Source organism: Carnobacterium inhibens subsp. inhibens DSM 13024, assembly GCF_000746825.1.
Classification (GTDB): domain Bacteria; phylum Bacillota; class Bacilli; order Lactobacillales; family Carnobacteriaceae; genus Carnobacterium_B; species Carnobacterium_B inhibens.
On the sequence record NZ_JQIV01000005.1, the window covers coordinates 13,587 to 33,619 of the forward strand.

At 28.5% G+C, this 20,033-nt stretch carries 27 protein-coding genes; 14 read left to right on the plus strand and 13 right to left on the minus strand.

Features of this window, described 5'->3' with window-relative positions; translation table 11 throughout:
• The first annotated feature begins 241 nt into the window (after positions 1-241).
• Complete coding sequence (locus BR65_RS00855) at positions 242-4,099, plus strand: YobI family P-loop NTPase (RefSeq protein ID WP_034536263.1); 3,858 nt, start codon at positions 242-244, stop codon at positions 4,097-4,099.
• A 176-nt stretch (positions 4,100-4,275) separates the two neighbouring features.
• Here BR65_RS00855 and BR65_RS13915 read toward each other — a convergent pair whose 3' ends face one another.
• Entirely contained in the window at positions 4,276-4,443 is a 168-nt protein-coding gene (locus tag BR65_RS13915) for a hypothetical protein (RefSeq protein ID WP_169741886.1), read from the minus strand.
• A gap of 383 nt (positions 4,444-4,826) precedes the next feature.
• The gene (locus BR65_RS00860; protein WP_034536264.1) at positions 4,827-5,300 is read right to left on the minus strand and encodes a hypothetical protein; all 474 of its coding nucleotides are present in this window, start codon (positions 5,298-5,300) and stop codon (positions 4,827-4,829) included.
• 430 nt (positions 5,301-5,730) lie between these two features.
• Between BR65_RS00860 and BR65_RS00865 the strand changes: the two genes are divergently transcribed.
• Positions 5,731-6,468, plus strand: coding sequence for a DUF975 family protein (locus BR65_RS00865; RefSeq protein WP_034536266.1), 738 nt, complete (start codon positions 5,731-5,733; stop codon positions 6,466-6,468).
• A gap of 239 nt (positions 6,469-6,707) precedes the next feature.
• Positions 6,708-7,004: a bacteriocin immunity protein gene (locus BR65_RS00870; RefSeq protein WP_029278285.1), complete on the plus strand. Its 297-nt coding sequence runs from the start codon at positions 6,708-6,710 to the stop codon at positions 7,002-7,004.
• 256 nt (positions 7,005-7,260) lie between these two features.
• On the opposite strand, the gene BR65_RS00875 is transcribed toward BR65_RS00870, so the two are convergent.
• Both BR65_RS00875 and BR65_RS00880 read right to left on the minus strand, forming a co-directional pair.
• Complete coding sequence (locus tag BR65_RS00875) at positions 7,261-7,527, minus strand: Txe/YoeB family addiction module toxin (RefSeq protein ID WP_034536269.1); 267 nt, start codon at positions 7,525-7,527, stop codon at positions 7,261-7,263.
• Positions 7,512-7,766 (minus strand): type II toxin-antitoxin system Phd/YefM family antitoxin, encoded by a 255-nt coding sequence (locus BR65_RS00880; RefSeq protein ID WP_034536272.1) that lies wholly within the window; start codon positions 7,764-7,766, stop codon positions 7,512-7,514. The genes BR65_RS00875 and BR65_RS00880 overlap by 16 nt, the downstream gene beginning before the upstream one ends.
• A 212-nt stretch (positions 7,767-7,978) precedes the next feature.
• Here BR65_RS00880 and BR65_RS00885 point away from each other — a divergent pair, with 212 nt between their 5' ends.
• A complete protein-coding gene (locus tag BR65_RS00885; RefSeq protein ID WP_034536274.1) occupies positions 7,979-8,674 on the plus strand; it encodes a hypothetical protein in 696 nt (231 codons plus the stop codon).
• Between the two features lie 191 nt (positions 8,675-8,865).
• Positions 8,866-9,036, plus strand: a complete 171-nt coding sequence (locus tag BR65_RS13755) for a hypothetical protein (RefSeq protein WP_156098827.1) — start codon at positions 8,866-8,868, stop codon at positions 9,034-9,036.
• 170 nt (positions 9,037-9,206) lie between these two features.
• On the opposite strand, the gene BR65_RS00890 is transcribed toward BR65_RS13755, so the two are convergent.
• Together BR65_RS00890 and BR65_RS00895 are read right to left on the minus strand one after the other, a co-directional pair.
• On the minus strand, positions 9,207-9,443 hold the full coding sequence (locus BR65_RS00890; RefSeq protein ID WP_002329962.1) for a helix-turn-helix transcriptional regulator: 237 nt from the start codon (positions 9,441-9,443) through the stop codon (positions 9,207-9,209).
• On the minus strand, positions 9,440-9,748 hold the full coding sequence (locus BR65_RS00895; RefSeq protein WP_010728593.1) for a DUF6442 family protein: 309 nt from the start codon (positions 9,746-9,748) through the stop codon (positions 9,440-9,442). Before BR65_RS00895 ends, BR65_RS00890 begins: the two co-directional genes overlap by 4 nt.
• Positions 9,749-9,985: 237 nt before the next feature.
• Between BR65_RS00895 and BR65_RS00900 the strand changes: the two genes are divergently transcribed.
• The 6 genes from BR65_RS00900 to BR65_RS00925 all read left to right on the plus strand — a co-directional run bounded on the left by BR65_RS00900 (position 9,986) and on the right by BR65_RS00925 (position 12,201).
• Positions 9,986-10,195, plus strand: coding sequence for a helix-turn-helix transcriptional regulator (locus BR65_RS00900; protein ID WP_034536275.1), 210 nt, complete (start codon positions 9,986-9,988; stop codon positions 10,193-10,195).
• Positions 10,192-10,614, plus strand: a complete 423-nt coding sequence (locus BR65_RS00905) for a hypothetical protein (RefSeq protein ID WP_034536276.1) — start codon at positions 10,192-10,194, stop codon at positions 10,612-10,614. The genes BR65_RS00900 and BR65_RS00905 overlap by 4 nt, the downstream gene beginning before the upstream one ends.
• A gap of 253 nt (positions 10,615-10,867) precedes the next feature.
• Entirely contained in the window at positions 10,868-11,065 is a 198-nt protein-coding gene (locus BR65_RS00910) for a helix-turn-helix transcriptional regulator (RefSeq protein WP_013709769.1), read from the plus strand.
• 2 nt (positions 11,066-11,067) lie between these two features.
• Entirely contained in the window at positions 11,068-11,511 is a 444-nt protein-coding gene (locus BR65_RS00915; protein WP_034536277.1) for a hypothetical protein, read from the plus strand.
• A 144-nt stretch (positions 11,512-11,655) separates the two neighbouring features.
• A complete protein-coding gene (locus tag BR65_RS00920) occupies positions 11,656-11,916 on the plus strand; it encodes a type II toxin-antitoxin system RelE/ParE family toxin (RefSeq protein WP_411155666.1) in 261 nt (86 codons plus the stop codon).
• A 3-nt stretch (positions 11,917-11,919) separates the two neighbouring features.
• Positions 11,920-12,201, plus strand: coding sequence for a helix-turn-helix transcriptional regulator (locus BR65_RS00925; RefSeq protein ID WP_034536278.1), 282 nt, complete (start codon positions 11,920-11,922; stop codon positions 12,199-12,201).
• Positions 12,202-12,266: 65 nt separating this feature from the next.
• Here the strand turns inward: BR65_RS00925 and BR65_RS00930 are convergent, their stop codons facing one another.
• The 6 genes from BR65_RS00930 to BR65_RS00960 all read right to left on the minus strand — a co-directional run bounded on the left by BR65_RS00930 (position 12,267) and on the right by BR65_RS00960 (position 16,237).
• Complete coding sequence (locus tag BR65_RS00930; protein ID WP_034536279.1) at positions 12,267-12,620, minus strand: hypothetical protein; 354 nt, start codon at positions 12,618-12,620, stop codon at positions 12,267-12,269.
• A gap of 1,391 nt (positions 12,621-14,011) precedes the next feature.
• Positions 14,012-14,287 carry a hypothetical protein gene (locus BR65_RS14005; RefSeq protein ID WP_034536282.1) on the minus strand — a complete coding sequence of 92 codons (276 nt, stop codon included), beginning with the start codon at positions 14,285-14,287 and terminating at the stop codon, positions 14,012-14,014.
• Positions 14,288-14,566: 279 nt separating this feature from the next.
• Positions 14,567-14,875, minus strand: a complete 309-nt coding sequence (locus BR65_RS00945) for a hypothetical protein (RefSeq protein WP_034536284.1) — start codon at positions 14,873-14,875, stop codon at positions 14,567-14,569.
• A 133-nt stretch (positions 14,876-15,008) separates the two neighbouring features.
• A complete protein-coding gene (locus BR65_RS00950) occupies positions 15,009-15,428 on the minus strand; it encodes a hypothetical protein (protein WP_034536295.1) in 420 nt (139 codons plus the stop codon).
• Positions 15,429-15,616: 188 nt separating this feature from the next.
• Positions 15,617-16,033, minus strand: a complete 417-nt coding sequence (locus tag BR65_RS00955) for a hypothetical protein (RefSeq protein WP_034536298.1) — start codon at positions 16,031-16,033, stop codon at positions 15,617-15,619.
• A 6-nt stretch (positions 16,034-16,039) separates the two neighbouring features.
• Positions 16,040-16,237, minus strand: a complete 198-nt coding sequence (locus BR65_RS00960) for a helix-turn-helix transcriptional regulator (RefSeq protein WP_013709681.1) — start codon at positions 16,235-16,237, stop codon at positions 16,040-16,042.
• Between the two features lie 455 nt (positions 16,238-16,692).
• Between BR65_RS00960 and BR65_RS00965 the strand changes: the two genes are divergently transcribed.
• From BR65_RS00965 to BR65_RS00980, 3 genes are all read left to right on the plus strand, one after another.
• Positions 16,693-17,352: a Type 1 glutamine amidotransferase-like domain-containing protein gene (locus tag BR65_RS00965; protein ID WP_034536300.1), complete on the plus strand. Its 660-nt coding sequence runs from the start codon at positions 16,693-16,695 to the stop codon at positions 17,350-17,352.
• Between the two features lie 189 nt (positions 17,353-17,541).
• Entirely contained in the window at positions 17,542-18,117 is a 576-nt protein-coding gene (locus BR65_RS00970) for a GNAT family N-acetyltransferase (RefSeq protein WP_211251471.1), read from the plus strand.
• Between the two features lie 466 nt (positions 18,118-18,583).
• Entirely contained in the window at positions 18,584-19,135 is a 552-nt protein-coding gene (locus tag BR65_RS00980; RefSeq protein ID WP_034536305.1) for a tyrosine-type recombinase/integrase, read from the plus strand.
• A 19-nt stretch (positions 19,136-19,154) separates the two neighbouring features.
• On the opposite strand, the gene BR65_RS00985 is transcribed toward BR65_RS00980, so the two are convergent.
• Positions 19,155-19,868 (minus strand): alpha/beta hydrolase family protein, encoded by a 714-nt coding sequence (locus BR65_RS00985; RefSeq protein ID WP_211251472.1) that lies wholly within the window; start codon positions 19,866-19,868, stop codon positions 19,155-19,157.
• Positions 19,869-20,033: the final 165 nt, after the last annotated feature.

The window sequence follows — 20,033 nt, forward strand, 5'->3', positions numbered from 1 at the left end:
TCGTACTCTAGTTAAGCTTAAATCTATTTTGGGCTTTGCTAGGGTACAACTATGCTCATCTCACCAATTTCTCTCACCTCGGCTAGCAAATGAGAAACCTTAGGTCAACTCTTTATTTTTATAGTTGACTGTAATAACAACCTTTAGAGTAAATATTTTAATATTAAGATATCAAAAATTAGAAACTTTCTGAATTAATAAGATACTAGTGGTTGAAAAAAATATGAAGGTGGGTAGGTAAATGGTAAATGAAAATAAATTGAATGATGCTGAAGTAGATTTACATAGTCAGAAAGAAAATGATCAAAATCCAACTTTAAAATCATTATCTCCTAAAAATAATATGGATATAAAATACTACAAAAAATTCTTAGATGATATATTTAAACTTGAGGACGTTTTTAATGTTGGAGTGACTGGTCCATATGGTTCAGGTAAAAGTAGTACTATTGAAAGTTATAAAAAGAAGAATCCGGATAAAAGATTTATTCATATTTCTTTAGGAAAATATGATTCTGATTACAATAATTTGGAAGATGAACTCAGTAAACAAGAGATAATAAGAAGTACGAAAGAAATCGAAGGAAAAATTATAAATCAATTATTACACCAAGTTGAATCAAAGCGAGTACCTCAGGCATTTGCAAAAGTTAAAAAGAATAATTCTAACGGAACAATATTAAAGTGGAGTTTTTTAATACCAATTATTCTCATTTTAATAGCGTATATAACAATGTATAATTCGTGGGTTGATTTTGTAACTACCAATGCATTGTTTCTTAATCAACCTATTATTATAAATCCTATGACTAGAGTATTAGCAGCTATGATACTTTTAGTATTTGTTGGTTTCTTAACCTACAAATTTGGAGAAGCACAAATCAATAGAACTATAGTTAGAAAAATTTCCTTTCGTGGGAATGAAATTGAATTATTCAAAAATGATAAAAATTCGTTTTTTGATGAACATTTAAATGAAGTGGTTTATCTATTTGAGAATAGTGGGGCTGATGTTATTGTTTTCGAGGATTTAGACAGATATAACAATCCGGATGTCTTTAGAAAACTGAGGGAACTGAACCATTTAATCAATAGAAGATTCTCAGAGAATTTAGCAAAACAAGAATCAAAAAAGAAATTAGTCTTTCTATACTTAATAAAAGACGATATCTTTGTATCTAAAGATAGAGCAAAATTTTTTGATTTAATCATACCAATTGTGCCTGTAGTTACTTCTACTAATTCTTACAATAAAATATTAGATATCTTTAAATATGAGATACTAGAAGAAAATGATAATAATAATACGATTAGTAAGAATGATAAACTTAGTAAAAGCTTTTTAAGAAAAATCTCGCTTTATATAGATGATATGCGATTGATAATGAATATCTATAATGAATATAAAATATATAATGATACTATTAATACTGCGGATTTAAGTGCGGACAAACTATTAGCTATAATAACCTATAAAAATGTATTTCCTCGTGATTTCTCTCATCTTCAATATGGAAAAGGTTTTTTGTATATGTTAATTAATAAAAAAGATGCTTTACTGTCTCTAAAAAAAAATGAAATTAATTCGAAAATTGAGATCTTAAAAGAAAGAGTGACAGAGTTAGAAAAGGAAAAGGTCACTTCGATAGAAGACTTACAAATGATTTATCTGAAAACTGATAATATTTTAACTGATAACAAACCAGAATCAGAGTTTAATTCGAGATCAGAGTATATAAAAGAAGTTTTAAAAGGAAAGAATCTTTCGAAAAAGATTTATGTTAAAGATCATTCTTATAATAGATTTAATGAAAATATAAATTCTATTACGTTGGATAAAATTTTAGAGGAATTAGATAAGGATGAGGAATATTTAAATAGAAAAGAGAAATTCGAAGAAAAAAATAATGGAGAACTGGATAATTTATGTAACTCTATAAAAAAACTAAATTTAGAACAAAATCAAGTTATGATAACTCCAATTTCAGAGTTATTTAATGAAAGTATATTTCAAGAAAAACTAAATTCTAAAGAATATAAGGATATCAAAAATAACGAGTATTATCAGCTTTTAAGTTTTCTTTTGAGAGAAAGTTTTATTGACGAAACTTACAATAATTATATGAATTATTTCTATAACAATGATTTAAGGAAAGAAGATACTATTTTCTTGAGAGAATTATATGTAGGAAATAGTATGTTACCTAGCTATAAGCTAAGTAACATACTATCCATAATAGATATTCTTGAACAAAAAGATTATGCTCGAAAGGGTATTTTGAATAACAATCTTTTTGAATATTTATTGGATAATAAATCGATAGAAGAGTTGAAGAGTATGATATTCGTAGCTTCTCAAGAGAATAATATCAATTTCATCTTAGATTTATATGCTAATTTGAAAAATAGCAATAAATTTGAAGAACAAAGTACAATTAAATTGTGGATTGAAGCTTTATGTATGGCGTGGACCGACTTTTTTTCAAAAATGATTCAACATTTAAAAGATACTGAGCCAGAGAATATAACTTCTCAACAATTATTGATATTTGATGCTTTATGTTATTTGGATACAGAACAATTACATGTTCAAAATCGGGATAAGCAATTAACTCTTTATCTTGCAGAGAATAGTAAAATATTAAGATACGTAAATAAAGATAACTGGAATAATATAAAAATAAAACTCACTCAAAATATCGAAAGGTTACAAACTGAATTTTTGAGCTTTGATAGACTTGACTTATATTACGGAATAGTTGACACAATTATAGATAAAAATTTTTATAAATTAAATTATCAAAATATTGAAGAAATTGCGATATATAAAGATATAATTAGCGAAAATTCTGATCTTAAAAGTTTTAAAGAAAAAAACTTAACTTATATTATGAAGTCGGATGTTGAGGCTTTAAAAAGTAGGATATCTGAAAACATTAATATTTATCTAGAACTATACTTGAAATTTTCCAATGGGATTATTTATGATTCCAGTAAAATTATGCTTCAAGTCTTAAATGATGATAATGTCGAAGATAAAGTATCCTATCTAGAAGCAACTAACCATAAAATAGATAATATCGACGATATTATTGATCGAAGTCTATGGATTAGTTTATTGGAAAGTGACAGCATACAAGTAAATATTTGGAATATCCTAAGATATTATATTCATTCCAGCAAAAATTGGGAACCAGAGTTAATGGATTTTGTAAATCGTTCTCAGCAAAGAATCAAAGTCAGTTTTGATGAAGTTATGGAAATGTTTGAACCAATGAATTTTTTTGGTAATACAGTTAAATTGAATGGGCTAAATGATGATCAGTACGAAGAGATAATAGGTAAGAGTGGTTATAAGTTGGAAGATCTCAAACTAGTGCCCACTACACTCGGTAACAATAAAATACAGATACTCATTGATAACTTGGTAATTCAAATGAGTAATGCTAATTTAAACTATCTTAGAACACATTATCCTGATCTGTCTGTTTATTTTGCAATTCAATATTTCGAAGAGTATGTAAATTTAATCAATAATAACTTTAGTGAAAAAGAAGTAATAGATTTATTGATCTCAAAAATTGGAACAAGCAAAAAAGAAGAACTTTTGTCTAAAATAGATACCACTAAAAAGATAAGTATTGAAAACTTTGAGCCTACTTCTGATATTCTTTTTAATATAGTAGATAAGCATTTAAAAGGAACTGAAATTTCAGTTTTATTACAAAAATATTCTGAATATAGCCTAAAGATACAAAAAAAAATAATCGAAATTTCTAAAATAAATATAGAATTAATGAAATCCAATGATTGTGATAAAAAATTAGTTATGGAAGTTTTGAAATCAGATTTAGACGTAATAATTAAACAACAGCTATTTAAAACAAAAATTTCCATGATGAACTATGACGATATACTATTATTGATTTCGGTAATCAATCTTTCAGAAAGTTATAGAGAATTAGGAGAAGGAAGATGGCCGAAATTTAAAAAAACAGAAATAAACGTTGTTATCATAGATCATCTTGAAAAAACAGGAGTAATATCGTCACAGAGCTTAGAAGATGGACTTATTATTGCTAGAGGGAGAAAAAAATAAAATAGACCCTATAGAGGACACCTTTTTTAGTGTCCATTCTATGGGGTCTATTTTATTTTTTCGATAGGTCTTTTTTAGTTCTAAAAATATAAGTTAAAAATAAGTTTTATAGTTTATGTGATTTTTGTATCAGTAATAATATTTTATGTGTAGTAAGAAAAACTTACTATACGAATTTATTTACAACCTCTTTTTTCACAAGTAACTGGTTGTGATGTTGATTCCCAATCTTGAGGATTATCATTAATTTGTGCGCCACATCCTGTATAATTACCTTCTTTAACATGGACCTTACCATTTTCAGACTTTTTAGTATCATTACCGACATATTTAATTTTTGCCATTAAAATTCCTCCTTAGATAACTGTAAAATTTTATTATTAACTTATATATATGTAAGCGTATACTTATCGCTAGTCTAATACAAGGTCTAAATTGATTGTCTCTGGTCTAATATTAATAAAAATATAAAATAGTTTATAGCGCGTAGTTGTTTTTTTAGCCGAAATAAAATTTAACTGGATATATATATTTATTTTGAACCCTGATAAATAAAAGTTTAAAAAAGAATCCTGTCTCAATTTTTGTAGACGAGATTCTTCATATGTTAGTGAATTCTATATCTTATATTACTAAAGACTTCGATACATTAAATTGCTTAAATTCATGTATGCATATCCCATTCCACTCAAGCTTTCAGATTGATGGTAGGGGGTGTCACAATAATTTACAGATTAAAGTGATCTTCAATGTAACTCCTTAAATAATTATTATACATCGAACCCCAAATTGGAGTACCTTCGTAATAATATAATTTACTGCGACTTACATCATAAATAATCGGCGTTTCAAATAAAGAAAAATGTTTTTTAGGTCTAGAAGTAACAAATTCTATTGCTTCATCTGTCACAAACTCAGATACCAATACATTAAAAGAAACTACTCCATTTTGGAGACCACGTGGTAAACCTTTGTGTTTTTTTGAAGCATATTTTGTACAAACAGATGAATAATTTTCAATAGTATCTATATCAATTTTATCAATATAATGAATAAATGAAAATATCTTTAGTTTTGTTGCTACCCATTGAATTTTAAATTTTTCTTCGTAGGATACTGTTACTAGAGATTCGCCAATTTTAATTTCTTCCATATTAGAAAATCGCTCTGAAATGCTATTTAAATAGTCATTATAATCCATTTTACATCCTCCTAGTTTATATCTTTTCAGCGCCAATATACTTAAATTTACTATATATTAAATTTAATTTTTTTAAACCCCTGATAAAGTATACTTAAAAAAAGAGTAGTACATGAAATTACATAGAAATATGTATCTAGAACCTTGTTAATACAGGGTTACTTTTTTACAATCATTATTTTTCTTATAGAAAGAAATAATAACTAAAATAGCAGTAGCAACCACTGGTTGCTACTATGGAAACCAATAAGTTCTATTAAATTAGGACTATTTGGTAGATAATAAGGTGTCGATTAGAAGGGGGTTAGAAAGGTTATTCTTGAATGGTACACATAATAGATAACTTATTTTCTTCGAAATAATATTTTATACCTACTATTATTTCAATCTAAACAGATAGGTAAAAACAAGTAGCGAGAGGAATGGTTTTTTGGAAAGATATAAGAGTCGAAAAGAATTAAAAGCGGAGGTGAAAGAGGTATTACGTGGCAGATGGAAAGAAGCCATTTTATTAAGTGCTATACCAATAATTTTAACAATAATAGGGGTAGCGATTACTTTATTATCCTATTCCTTTATTCAGCAAAGAATCGGTTTATTTTCTGATATAGGGACGAATATTAACAGGTATGAGTCATCATATACTGAAGACTTTTGGTCTACCATCTTTGGAGCCTTATCTACGTTTATTGCTATTGGTATTTCATATACTTTTTTAGATTGGTTAAGAAACCCAACTATGCGTATTGAACCAGTTAAACAAGCTTTTCAAATATTCACTAAAAAATACTTTTTAGGTACGTTTTTAATTTATATTTTCACCGGATTTTTTACCTTATTATGGGCATTTCTTTTTATCGTACCAGGAATTATAAAAACAATATCTTATTCTCAAGCCTATTTCATTTATAAAGATCAAAAAATACTAACTGAAAATGGAAAAGTATCTGCTCTCGATTGCATAACAGAAAGTAGAAAAATGATGGATGGCCATAAGTGGGAATACTTTGTATTACAGTTAAGCTTTATTGGCTGGGGCATTTTAAGCATTCTATCTCTAGGAATCGGATTTCTATGGTTAAAACCATATGTATATTGTATATATGCAGCATTTTATAACAATCTGACTGAAAATAGTCATTTTGACGAGTCATTAGATGACTTTTAATCTACTTAAGTTATGTATAAATAGCTAGACTAAAAAAAAGAGTAGTTCTAAATTGTTTATTATCAATAAATAAGTTTATTGAAGGGACAATTAATACAGAACTATAATAGAGTATGCTTACCATTTAAGGTGTCGACAATTGCGCTATATTAGCAAAAATAGTTTAACTTCAATAGACTATAAAGAAAGTACAATAGCAACTAAACTCACGTGTGACTATAATTAAGGAGCGATATTTTATGGGCAAAACAAAATGGTATTCCGGAGGAAATGAACGAGCAAAACAAGCAGCAAATATTATTACTGATCTATTAGATGATTTAAAAACAAACTTAGAAAACGAGTCGCTACAAAATGTATTAGAGAATTATTTTGAAGAATTAGAACAAAAGGGCGCTTCTATTCCTATGATTTTAAGTCGTATGAACTTAGATATTTCTAAAGCAATCAGAAATGATGGAGTTACTCTATCAGACTATCAATCTAAAAAACTAAAAGAATTGACTTCCATATCCAATATTAGATATGGATATTAACAGTGTACAAAAATAGATAAATTCAATTATTCCTAATTAAATTAATGTATAAGGTCACAGTAGTTATAGTGACCTTATTAAATATCAATTAAATTATATAGCCAGTCGTTCCTTTAATTTATCTAATGTTTTTTATAAATATTAACTACATGAAATTAGATAAAATCATGTATTGAGGATCCTTTTTTGCTAAGAGTTTCTTGTCTCATCATTTTAGACAAAAAAAGATAGCGACATACTTTTTTTAAGTATGTTGCTATCTTTCGTAGTGCGTCCAAGCCGACCAAATAATGACTTCTTTTGTGTCATTATCAACCGAGTAGACCACCCTATGCTGTATATTTAATCGACCTGAATACTTATCTTTTAAATTTCCGACTAACTTCTCATAAGGCGGTGGATTTTGAAACGGGTTTTCTTTTAAAATTTCCATTATATCTTTAAACTTTTGATTTAAATGAGCCGATTTTAAATTTTTAAGGTCTTTCATCGTTGATTTTGCTAACTTTATAGAGTATCCCAATCGATATCCTCCAGTGCAACAAATTCATTTTCTTTTTCACGCTGTTGAATTACATCCGCTACGCCAGAAGATTTAAGGTATAAGGTTTCTTGAATCGCGTCCCAGTCTTTTTTACTGACCATAACCGCTGCACTTTCTTCATTTTTACCAGAGATATAAACGGGTTCGTTGGTTTTGTTGACGTCTTTTAGTAGTTGGTAAAAGACTTTTCTAGCTTGGCTAGGGTTTACGATTGACATAAGTTATTCCTCCTTTTGGTTTCTTTTATTATAACGTACTCAAACGAGTACGTCAATTTGTTGTGAATACACGAAATTGCTTATAATAGTGTATTAATATCCTTATCAAAACTGTATTCTTTTTCTTGAATTATTTTATACTAATATTTTTATGCTAAGATATAATAGTATAAAAATAATAAAATATATTTGTAAAAGGAGTATATCTATTTATGAAAAAAAAAGTTTTTTTTATTTCTCTAAGTGTTCTTCTACTTTCAATTGGCGGTTGTTCAAGTAATACAAACGAAGAAGAAGCCACAATTGTTTCTTCAGATAAAACTTCAACCATAGAGTCAACGATAGAGAAAGAAAAGGATTCAGAAAAACCTTCTATTTCAGAAGATTCGGTAACAAATGACTCATCATCACAAAATGAAACAGATCAATCTGTTGTATCCTCATCTAAAGATTCTTCAATTGAAAGTGATGAGAAGGATTCTCCTATAAAAGAAGCTATAAATCCCTTATCAGAATATACTGACGAACAGATTGAGTATGCTCGTATTTGGTTACAACTTGGACCTAATCAGGATATAGATGGACTATACATAAAAAAAATCTCCAAAGGCTCAAAGTTGAATCCAGATGACGAATATAGTGCAATATATCCCGAAAACGTCATACAATTAACAGGTTCAAGATTAGTAGATGGATCAATAACCTATAAAAGTAATGGAAATGGAACGATTGTTGTTTACAAAGTTCCGCAGCGATGGGACTATAGTCCGGTAACGCCAGAAATTGTGGATGGTGTAAGTTTAGGTACGAAACAACTTCTTGAAGATACTTATCAGGTTGAGGTGGATACAGGTAACCCTGAGGATATAAAATCTTTAATAGGGATAGAGATTGAAGAAGTACAATAGATTCCAAAAAGTAAAAGAACAGTTTATATTCTTTATAATAAAAATCCTATTACAAAAAACGATGTATACTTATGTCCAAGAAAATTAAGGCAGAGGTATAGGAGATGCGGATGGTTTCTTGGACTCTTTAATTATTTTAATAAGTTATCAAAAGTAACAAATCATTCAGATTATAAGCAGAGGTGAGTATAGTGAAAAAAAATATTTTTATATGGGGATGTATACTTACAACCGTATTTATACCTACCCTATTAGGGGACGATATTGAAAAAATAAAAATAAGATTTATAGCTTTTTACGTGTTAACAATTATAGCATTGGTTTCAAATTCAGCTCAAATAAATAAAAAAAATAATAAATAATTTTACAATCGGCGTTATAAAAAAGGTATAACTAATATTTTGTAGTTTTTTTACTTATATATCGATTGCTTTTAGTAGAATGAACGTTAGTAATACGATTAGATACACGAAATGTATAGAATCGTGTATCTAGAAATTTGTATTAACAAGGTTCTTTAATTTTTTTATATTTAATCAAAGTAGAACAACTCTTCAAATTTTTTATCTAAAGCGATACATAATATCAATGCTAATTTTGCTGTAGGAACAAACACACATCTCTCTATTGAACCAATCGTATTTCTAGAAACACCGATCATATCTGCGAGTTGTTGTTGAGAAAGCCCTAATTCTCTACGGGTGTCCTTTAAATGATTTTTCAGTACTAAATCTGTCTCTTCTGAATAATTTTTATCTTGTTTACTCATATTGTTTCGATCACATACCAAACTAAGAACGCAATTCCAATAAAACCAGTAACAATACCATATACCAAGGTATCTTTTTCTTTCGTTTGCTTATAACGATTAAAGCTATGAAAAGATAAAAAAGATAATGGGATTGCACCAGTATCTCCAAACGGCAAATTCATATATATTTTATAGATAGTTATAAGCATGATTAACATAGCCATAGCAAAGAAACCTTTCTCATCACTCATATTATTGATATGGTCGTTGCCTTCATCTTTTTTTTCATTTCGGTAACTGTTTAATATCTTTTCTTTTTTCATAATTATCCTCCTTTTATAATGACAAGTTTATTTGTCTGAATAAAGAATAACTCAGACAAGTACGCTTGTCAATGCTGCTCTTTATTTGAACAATCTTTTGATACATGAAATTAGATAGATTCATATATCGAGAATAGTAAAAAACACCAAACGAGTGTAAAGATATCTTTACACTCGTTTGGTGTTTTGTCATTATATATGTAAAGATATCTTTACTTAAATTAGGAGGTTCAATTAATGAATGTGATTAACCATATACGAGATATCCGTCAAAAGAAAGGAATAACTCAAATGAAAATGGCTGAGGATCTACAAGTTACTCGGCAAACTATAAATGCAATTGAAAAGAATAAGTATAATCCTAGTTTAGAGTTAGCACTAAAATTAATAGCATATTTTGATATGCCAATCGATGAAATATTTATTTTAGAGGAGGATAATAAATGAGCATAAAAGACAGAGAAGTAAGTGTGCAACAATTAACAAAATGGGTACCATATTATCTTATTACCTGTACGTTTCTAGGTGCAGTTTTGGGTTCATTTCTTATTTACTACTTTCAAGGTGAGTTTCCATATGAAGTTCTTACTGCTGGCCTAGTAGCAACTCTCTTTTTGACAGTCATTGAAGTAATAAAGCAAAAGAAAAAGAAAAATAATATCCCTGACGCAGACGAACGAGTTATTAAAAATATTTCTCGATTTTTTGCATATACGTCACATATTCTTACAAGTATTTTATTTATTTCTCTAGGAGTTTTTACACTTTTAGGTAAGGAATCTATTTCAATTTTTTATTTATGGATTCTTTTCTTCTCTTACATCTGGATTGTAGGAATAGGAGCTCTTATCATTAAAAGAAAGTAGTCGCGTTTAAGATAATAGTTAATTTTTATTAATACATGAAATTGGATAAAGTTATGTGTTCAGAACCTTGTTCTATCAGGGTTCTTTTTTTATAGAATTATACGATAATTCTACCATTTCAAAATTTTTAATGGTTATGACCACAGTAAAACGATAAAAAAATCTGCTAATTCATTTAAACTATTGTATCTACTCTAATGAATGATATAATTTACTTGTTGTAATATATATTTGTCATATCAGGAGGAATAATATGGCTAAGAATTTAAGATTAAAGGCAGCACGAGCAAAGAATGATCTATCTCAACAGCAATTGGCAGATGCTGTCAATGTTACTCGACAGACCATCAGCGCTATTGAAAGAGGAGATTACAATCCGACAATCAATTTGTGTAGAGAGATTTGTAAAAAATTGGATTTAACTTTAAACGATTTATTTTGGGAGGAATAAACATGAAACAATACGATGAATACCAGAAATTAATGAGATATAAATATGGCTATTATTCGTTTATTTATTTAATCAGTCTATTAGCACTAAATTATATCCTTGGCTTATTTTTTAATTTTCAATGGGGAGCAACCAAAGAGACAGAGATGTTGATTATAATGTTTGTAGTCGCCATCTTTTTTGCGAATATAAGTGTCTATCATAATGCCTATTTTCGTAAAAAAGATGATAAAAAAGGCTACTCTTGGCTACTTTTAATTGTAGGATTGTTAGGCCTATATACAACTTATCAAACTTTTTTAGTTAGACCTGAAGAAATAATGATAAATGGAAAAATAAATGAAGGCGCTACTCAATTTTTTTCAGGAATTCTGTTTGTATCTATCCCCATTACTTACTTTATAAAAAATAAAATAGATGAAAAAAGAGAGAGAAAAGAAGGGTAAATATTCAGAAAGTAAATAATACATGAAATTAGACATACTCGTGTATCATTAAACTTATAGAATTATAGTTTTATATTGTTCTAATTATCTTTAAAAGATTTTCGATGGTTACTAACACGATGGTTTTAAAGGGCTTGGGGCAAGATCAAGGCGTTTTTTTCGTCGTTGATGTCGGAAAAATATGGCATGTCCGAAGCAGCAAGAAATCAATGGGTCAAAAAACTAGAAACGAATCTTTATGAGCTTCGCTCAAAAGTAAGTTCAAATATCCAACGGGTATTTTATTTTCATGTGGTTGATAACCGGTATGTTATTACGCATGTTTTTACGAAAAAAACCGATAAAACACCCGAAAATGAGAAGAAACGTGCACGAGAGATCCGAAAAAAATTTATGGAGGAATAACTAATGGAGACAAGTACAGTAAGTAGCTATATTTCTCGTCGACGTGCAAAAGACAAGAGTTTTGAAGAAGCCTTTGTGGGTGAAAGTGAACGCTTAGAAGTCGCTGTTGCTTTAAAAACGTTGAGAGAAACCGAAGGATTGACGCAACGACAATTGGCCGAAAAAGTTGAAAAACCCCAATCTACGATTGCACGTATTGAAAACGGAAATATGAATGTGACGTTTAAGACGATGAATGACATCGCTAAAGCATTTGATAAAGTTATCGAAGTTAAATTTGTATAGCTAATAGAAAAAGTTCCTCACAATCAGACTAAAGAGACTGATTGTGAGGAACTTTTTCTAGTTATTTAAGAATCACTTTCCAATAACTTACGGGTACGATAACGAAAGAACATAGAGCTAGCATAATAAGAGAAAAGACAAATCCATACTATGTTGGGAATACGATTTGATAAAGAGCCACCTAGCAAAAATAAAGTAATTAAAATATGTAACATTTCGTTTGAAATGACTAACGATTTAAATTTTTTCTCTTTTTCTTTATTTTCTGATAAATTTTTGAGTTGATCTGGAAAGATAGAAGCCACAGTGAAATAACGTACAAAAATTGAAGTGTATTTTCCTGACAAAACTTTGAAAATACTAACTAAATCCCAACTTATCATTAGTATAACAAGAAGATAAACTATGTAATCTATCAAAATAAAGCCTCCTTTTCAATTTAAAATAGGTAATAATGATACTAGTAGATAAATAATACCTCCTACTACACATCCTAGGAAAAAAATAATTAGATTCCTTCTATTTTTCATTTTAAAACCTCCCATAAATAAGGCTATCACAATTAAAAAAGTAATTAGTAGAACGATAAAATCTTAATTATATTATCACTAATTTTAATACACGTATAAATTTGCTTGAATTAATGTACTTAGAACCTGTTTTACTAATTTTTTTTTATATTAGTATGCTTCAAGGAGCAAATCCATAATATAAAATTTCAAAGATAGGTTGTCCCAGTATTAAAATTCCAACTATTGCACCTACATAAAAAAACTGGAAGATTCTTTTCAATAAGGGGAATTGATCTTGTGCGCCTATTTTTTTTAGTCCATACCATGCAAAAACGAGTAATAAGGGTATGAATAACAAAAAATATGAAATATTAACAAATGTAGCAAATCTTTCAAACCTTTCAAATCCTTTATTATGGATAGTTTGTAAATCAATAAATTTTCTTATCCAAAGGAAGAGAAATGACAGCTGCAGAAGACAAGCAAAAATAGTAATACTATAATTAATGGGCTTCTTTTCTTTTCTGACTAATAAATAAATAATTCCAATATAAATGATACTTAATAGAATCGCGTAAAATGGTTTAAAGATGAACAATAATACCGCCTCTTTTCTTTAGCTAAACACTATTAATTTTATCTCATTATATTTAACACACATATTCTAAAAAATAGTTTTATTTACTGATCTTATTTCTTTTAGATAGTAGTGAAAAAATACCTAATATAATACTTACGAATACAATAATATATAATTCTTTGTAAGTAATACTAATGATTGAGTTGTTTTTTACAAAGAAATAGTTATATAAAATTAAAAGAAGAAAAAAATTTGCCATAAGGCTCGACGTTTTTTCAAAAAAAAGTTGTATAACATTAAAGTAATTTTACTTCATATGTAACCATCCTCTCAACTATAGAAAAACTTACTTTGTCTCCAGTATTATCTCTTATCTTAATTGAAAAGTAACGCACTCCTTGGTTTACAACTAGCAACCATTGGTTTACATTTATCAAATAAGGACTCTATTGTTTAAAAAGCAATAGAGTCCTTATTACATTAAATCCAAGATTCTACATAAAATCATGTAAACAGAACCTTAATTTACCAAGTTTCTGTTTATTTTTGATATTTGTCCTTATTCTTGGAAATAACCATAATTATAAACAAGAAACATACTAAAGTTAAAGCCATATAAAGTGCACTCCTTATGTTATATTTTGCTTAAAACAAAAAAATTGTAATACATGAAATTGCTTAAAAACGTGTATCTAAGACCTTTATAAAATAGGGATTCTTATTTGCTCAAATGATCAATATACTGTTTAGCTTCAAGTAACCCAGCTCCAGTAGCCAATCTATATTCTTTAATAGCCTTAATTTTTTCTCCCTTTGAGATAAGCTCTAAAACAATTATTTTTAGTTCATTATTTGTTGGATCGGGTAAATCAACATGCTTACTGATAGTAGTCAATTTCGTTTTTATAAGATCAACTTCTGTCTTTAACTGTCTAATGCTTGAAGTAAGGGATATTATTATTGCAATAAGTAAAAAAATAACTATATTATTCATTTTTTAAACTCCTTATAATTATTATTTTTATGTAACTTTATAGATATTGATATTGTCGCTAATTTTTTTACTTTATTCAAGAGACCATGTTTGATTAAATTTCGTTATTGAGTAAATGTCATAATAGTGTATCTAGAATCTAGTTAAATCAAAGTTAGTTTAGACAATATTCTAAACTACAAAACACCCTAATATAATAATAAGTGCTGCTGAAATATAATTTAGTTTTTTAAACATAAAACGACCTTTTTTATTTGCCACTGAGTCCCTCATAATAGCTTAGCAAACATATTCTATGCCAAAATAAACAGCAAGTGCAACTATTCCTATGAACGGAATAGATAACAGCACTACTAAAGACACCTTTGGTAGAAGCATAGGTTTAAAATTTTTGTTATTCAAAAAATAATAGATTATCGGCATCGCTATCACAATTCCTATTACAGGACTTATAGTTAACAATAGATCAAATTCATAAGGAGAAAAAAAGCTGCTGACCAGATTGATTCCAAGACTAAATAGGATCATTTGAACTAATAAGGATTTAAAAGTGACAATTCTTATTTCTATCTTTTTATTCCGTTCCATTCGAATTCCCCCTTTTTTTTATAAATAATATTTAAATATTATTATTGCTCCTTTTTTAATGTAATATATTTGGATATAATTCTTAACTAGATAGACTTATCTAGTTTTTACTCTATTTACTTATCACTCTATTTCAAGGAGCAAATCCATAATATGAAATTTCAAAAATAGGTTGTCCTAGTATTAAAATTCCAATTAACGCACCTATATAAAAAATTACGAATATTATTTTTAATGAAAAGAACTGATCTTGGACTAATATTTTTTTACTTCCATACCAAGCAAAAATGAGTAATAAGGGTACAAATAACACAAAATATGAAATAGTAACAAATGTAGAAAAATTTGCATACGCCTGAAATCCTACATTTTGGCTAGTCATTAAAAAGATAGATTTTTTGAACCAGAGAAACAGAAAGGATAACTGAAGAATACATGCCAACATAGTAAGATTATAATTAATATACTTTTTTTCTTTTCTAACTAATAAATAAATACTTCCAACATAAAAAATTCCTAATAAAACCGCGTAAAATGGTTGATATAAAAACAATAATACCGCCTCTTTTCTTTACCAAAACACTATTAATTTTATCATACTATTTTAAATACGCACATTTTAAAAAAGTGTTTCTATGCAGAAGCATATACATTGGGTAATATAATATTAAATACATGAAATGATATAAAAATATGTATTTAGAACCTTGTTAAATCAAGGTTTTTTTAAGTAATTATAACCTAATCTTGCTGTTTGGTACGTAGGTAATAAATGTAAATATAGGGTATAAGAATGCAAATAAAACTTATTCCTCCTACGATTAATCCATTTATTGGACCAGATTTACCCGTGAAGGGGACAAAAATTCCAATTGCCATAGAAATAAGTGCAATAATAACGATGGAGATAATAAGGCTTCTTTTAGGAGCTTTTTTACGAACTTCATGATCTACACTAATATTCATGGAGAATAATGTTAATGCAGTAGTTGAAACGATAAAAACAAACCATAATGGGCTTTTGTACATTACTTCTGATCCTCTAGTAATCCAGTCATATCCTAATATACTTAAGATACCTAGAGTTTGAATCGCATATGCGTTTCTGATATTTTTTAGATTCTTTAATATTAAACGTTCATCTGTAATTTTTTTCAATTTATATTAGTCCCTTTCTTTCCAAAATAGTTCATCTAGTGTTTTATTGACTGCGTGGCAGATATTAAGACATAGTTTTAAAGAGGGATTATATTTGCCTTTTTCAATTAGACTAATCGTTTGACGAGTGACGTCTACTTTTTCAGCTAATTGTTGTTGTGTTAAATCAACCTGAATACGCGCAACTTTTATTCTATTATCCACGAATACTATTGACCTCCTTTATTATCCCTTATAGGGAGAGTGTAACATATAAAAAACATTATTCAATATATATATTACACAACTTACAATTCTATTTGTTTATTTAAAAATATAAATTAACACATGAATTTAGATAGTTTCATGCATCTAAAATATAAAAGGTTTATAATTTATTCTTTTTTGATAATTATTCATTGATAGCATTCACCGACTGATAATTTGGTGTTTTCTCATCCTAGTGGTTAAGAAATAAAGGATGGCAAATCGTGTGGTAACTTAATTATACAGGATGTCTCTTTTTTGTATCTGTTTCTGTAACCTATTAATTATACCTCTACAATATTTTTTGTCGTTATTCTCTGTAACATTCAGTAATACAACCTCTTTTATACTATTTATAAAAATGGTAGGATAGAGCTGCATAAATTAACTTTTAATTAGACTAAGGAGAAAAAATGACAAACATTTTATTAAGCATGTTTTACCCAAAAGAAAAATGGAGTGAATCGCTAGAGAGACTCTTAGAAAATAAAAAAATACTTGTACTCGCATTTTCCTTTGCAGAAGAATTCATTAGAAATTCCCAAGAGTGGTCGGATAAGTATGGAGCACCATCGGGAGAATACTATGTTTCGATGATTGAATCTTTCTCGAGCTACGGTGTTCCAGTAGAAAATATTTTTTTTGCCAATTATTTTGAAGATAATCCTGAAAAGCTGAAAAATGAAATCCAGTCATTTGATATTTTATTTTTTCCTGGTGGTGCTCCTGACGAATTGTTTAAGCGGATAGAAGAGTTCAATTTAACAGACAAAATAAAAAAATTTAAGGGGACAGTTATCGGATTTAGTGCAGGCGCTATGGTTCAAATAAAAGATTTTCATCTAACTCCAGACGGACATTATACTGAATATACTTATCATGAAGGTTTGGGATTAATTGATTCATTTGACATAGAAGTTCATTTTGAGGAAAATGATAAAGTGATGAGAGATTCAATTAATCGTTGTATAAAAGAAACACAAAAGCCTGTTTATGCTATTGGAGACAAAGGTGCAGTACTTGTTGATCAGGGAAAAATAATAACGTTAGGTGATGTCAAAAAATATCAGTAATACAAATTTATAAAGTGCAGTCTGAGCAGTTTATAATATGGATGATTCAGGTTATTGTAAAGAAATTTATTAAAAAATAACCGTTAACCTACTAAAGTTAAAAGACGGTTATTTTTTTGTCATTATTTTGCTTTATCATATTTTCATATGACTACATCTGTCTAGTTATTGTAGGTATAATACCAATACATGAAATTAGATAAAATCATGTATTATAGAAAACACACTAATATTTTAAAGAATAAGAAAAGGAGATTTTATATGAATATTCGGAAACTAAATGAAGATGATACGGAAAAGTATCAAGCATTAAGACTAATAGCATTAAAAAAAAGCCCTGAAGCATTTGGTTCTACATTTGAAAGAGAAAAAAACTTTACTCTCGAAACGGTTAAACAACGAATTCTATCAACAGAAACAAAATTTACTTTAGGAGCTTTTGACAAAAAAAATGCTTTAATGGGTACGGTTTTATTTGTCCGAGATAGTAATATTAAAATGCAGCATAAAGGTTCTATTTTGGGGCTTTATGTTTCTCCTGATAGTCGTGGGCAAGGAGTAGCCAAATCCTTATTAAATAAAGTTATTGAAGTTGCAAGGAGATGGAATGGAGTGGAACAGATTAATTTAACAGTGGTTTCATCTAATTTATTTGCTAAAAAAATATATTCTGATCTTGGCTTTGAAGTTTTTGGAACTGAAATGAAAGCCATGAAATATGATAACCAATATTATAATGAAGACATGATGGTCTTATTTTTATAATACTACATAGAGTTAGAATACATGAAATGATATAAAGTCGTGTATCTAGAACCTTAAACGAATAAGGTTCTTTTTTCTTAGGAATTGTATCCAAATATTAAAGTCCAAAATAAAACCCACAACAATACTAGCGTCATTGTAATCCCAATAACTATGTTGACTATAGCTGCCGACTTGCTTTTTTTCCATATTTTAATTCCAGTAATAATGAGTGCAATTCCTACAAATAAAAATACAAGTTCAATTAACAAAAAAGGCCACTTAATTTCAATCATTCTTTTTAAGAAGTGCATATTATACCTCTTTCTTTTTAACTAAATTTTTTAGATACATGAAATTGGATAAAAACGTGTATCGCGAATCCTATTCCAATAGGGTTCTTTTTTTATATCGCCCTCCAATACATGATTTTGTGGTATAATAAACAAAATCATGTATTACTTTTGTGAGAGGAGAGGGCTTTTAAATGAGTTACAACGTCCAACCATTACGGACTCAGCAAGAAATAAACGACTTTTTATTTTGTTTAAGACGCAATAAAAACGCAGATCGGGATGTTTTTCTGTTTTTGATCGGCATTAATAGCGGGTTGCGCATGTCTGATATCGTAAAATTGAAGAAACAAGACCTGATTTCCTCAAAAAATCCCCGTATTGTCGAAAAGAAAACGGGAAAGACGCGTATTTTATATTTGAGTAGTTTACAAGACTTGATCCAAGACTATACAAAAAAACTAGAACCCGAGGATTATCTGTTTCCTAGCACCAAAGGTGGACATGTAGAAGTGAATACAGTCTATCAGATGTTTCAAAAGGTCGCTAAGCTCTTAGGAAGAGACGATATCGGCACGCACACGCTGCGGAAGACGTTTGGTTACCACTATTACAAGAAAACCAAAGACGTGGCCACACTGATGGAAATATTCGGTCATAGCAGTGAGAAAATCACAAAGCGCTATATTGGGATCAATGAAGATGAAATTAGTGAGACGTTATTGAACTTTAGACTAGGATTTTAAGTGTACAATTGCTAATAACCTAGATTTCATTTAGCCAATCAATGAAATCATTAGTCATTTCTAAATTAAACTCGTGGTTGATACCTTCATAAATTTTAAAATTTATATTTTTTCGTTTTTTATTAGTTAATAAATAGTGATAATAGTTATTTTGACCGTTAATTGAAATTATATTGTCCGAATCTCCATGCATAATCAATAATGGAGATTCACAGTTAGTTTGTTCAACTGGGTCATATTCTTTTAACGATTGTTCTTCTTTAATTGAAAGATTACCTCGATTGTCCATCTTTCTAAAAATTGTTTCTGATAAAAGAAAAGATCCTGATCCATTAATACTTGCTGCCCCACCTAAGGTTGACTGCTGACCATATATTCCCGTTACAATAAACCCACCCATAGAATTTCCCAATAGGATAAGCTTTTTTTTGTCAATTTGTAATAAGCTCACAAATTCGTCAAACTCGTCTATACTATTAGTTATTACTTTCCAGAAAAATTCTTGCCTATTCTTTGTTTCAAACGGTTTATTTAATGGGTTTCTACTATCATGATAAATTACTTCTGGGATAACAACGGTGTATCCTTCCTGAGCTAACTTTTCAGCTAAATTAAAATAATGGTCAATGCTACCGCCCCACCCATGGTAAATAAGGATTGTTTTTTCAGTATTTTTATTATTATTGGGTTTAAAAATAGCGTATTTGAATTGGTTATTAGTAAGTACTTTCAAAATGCTCCCCCTTTAAAATGCAAAGTACATAAATGATTTCTACTAAATAAGTATAACATTTGTTGTTATTAAAGTGATTTTTAAAAACAATAACTAAACAATTATTTATCTAATCAATAAGTTTATTGGATATTTTGCTATAATAATCATTATTCAAGTAGAAAA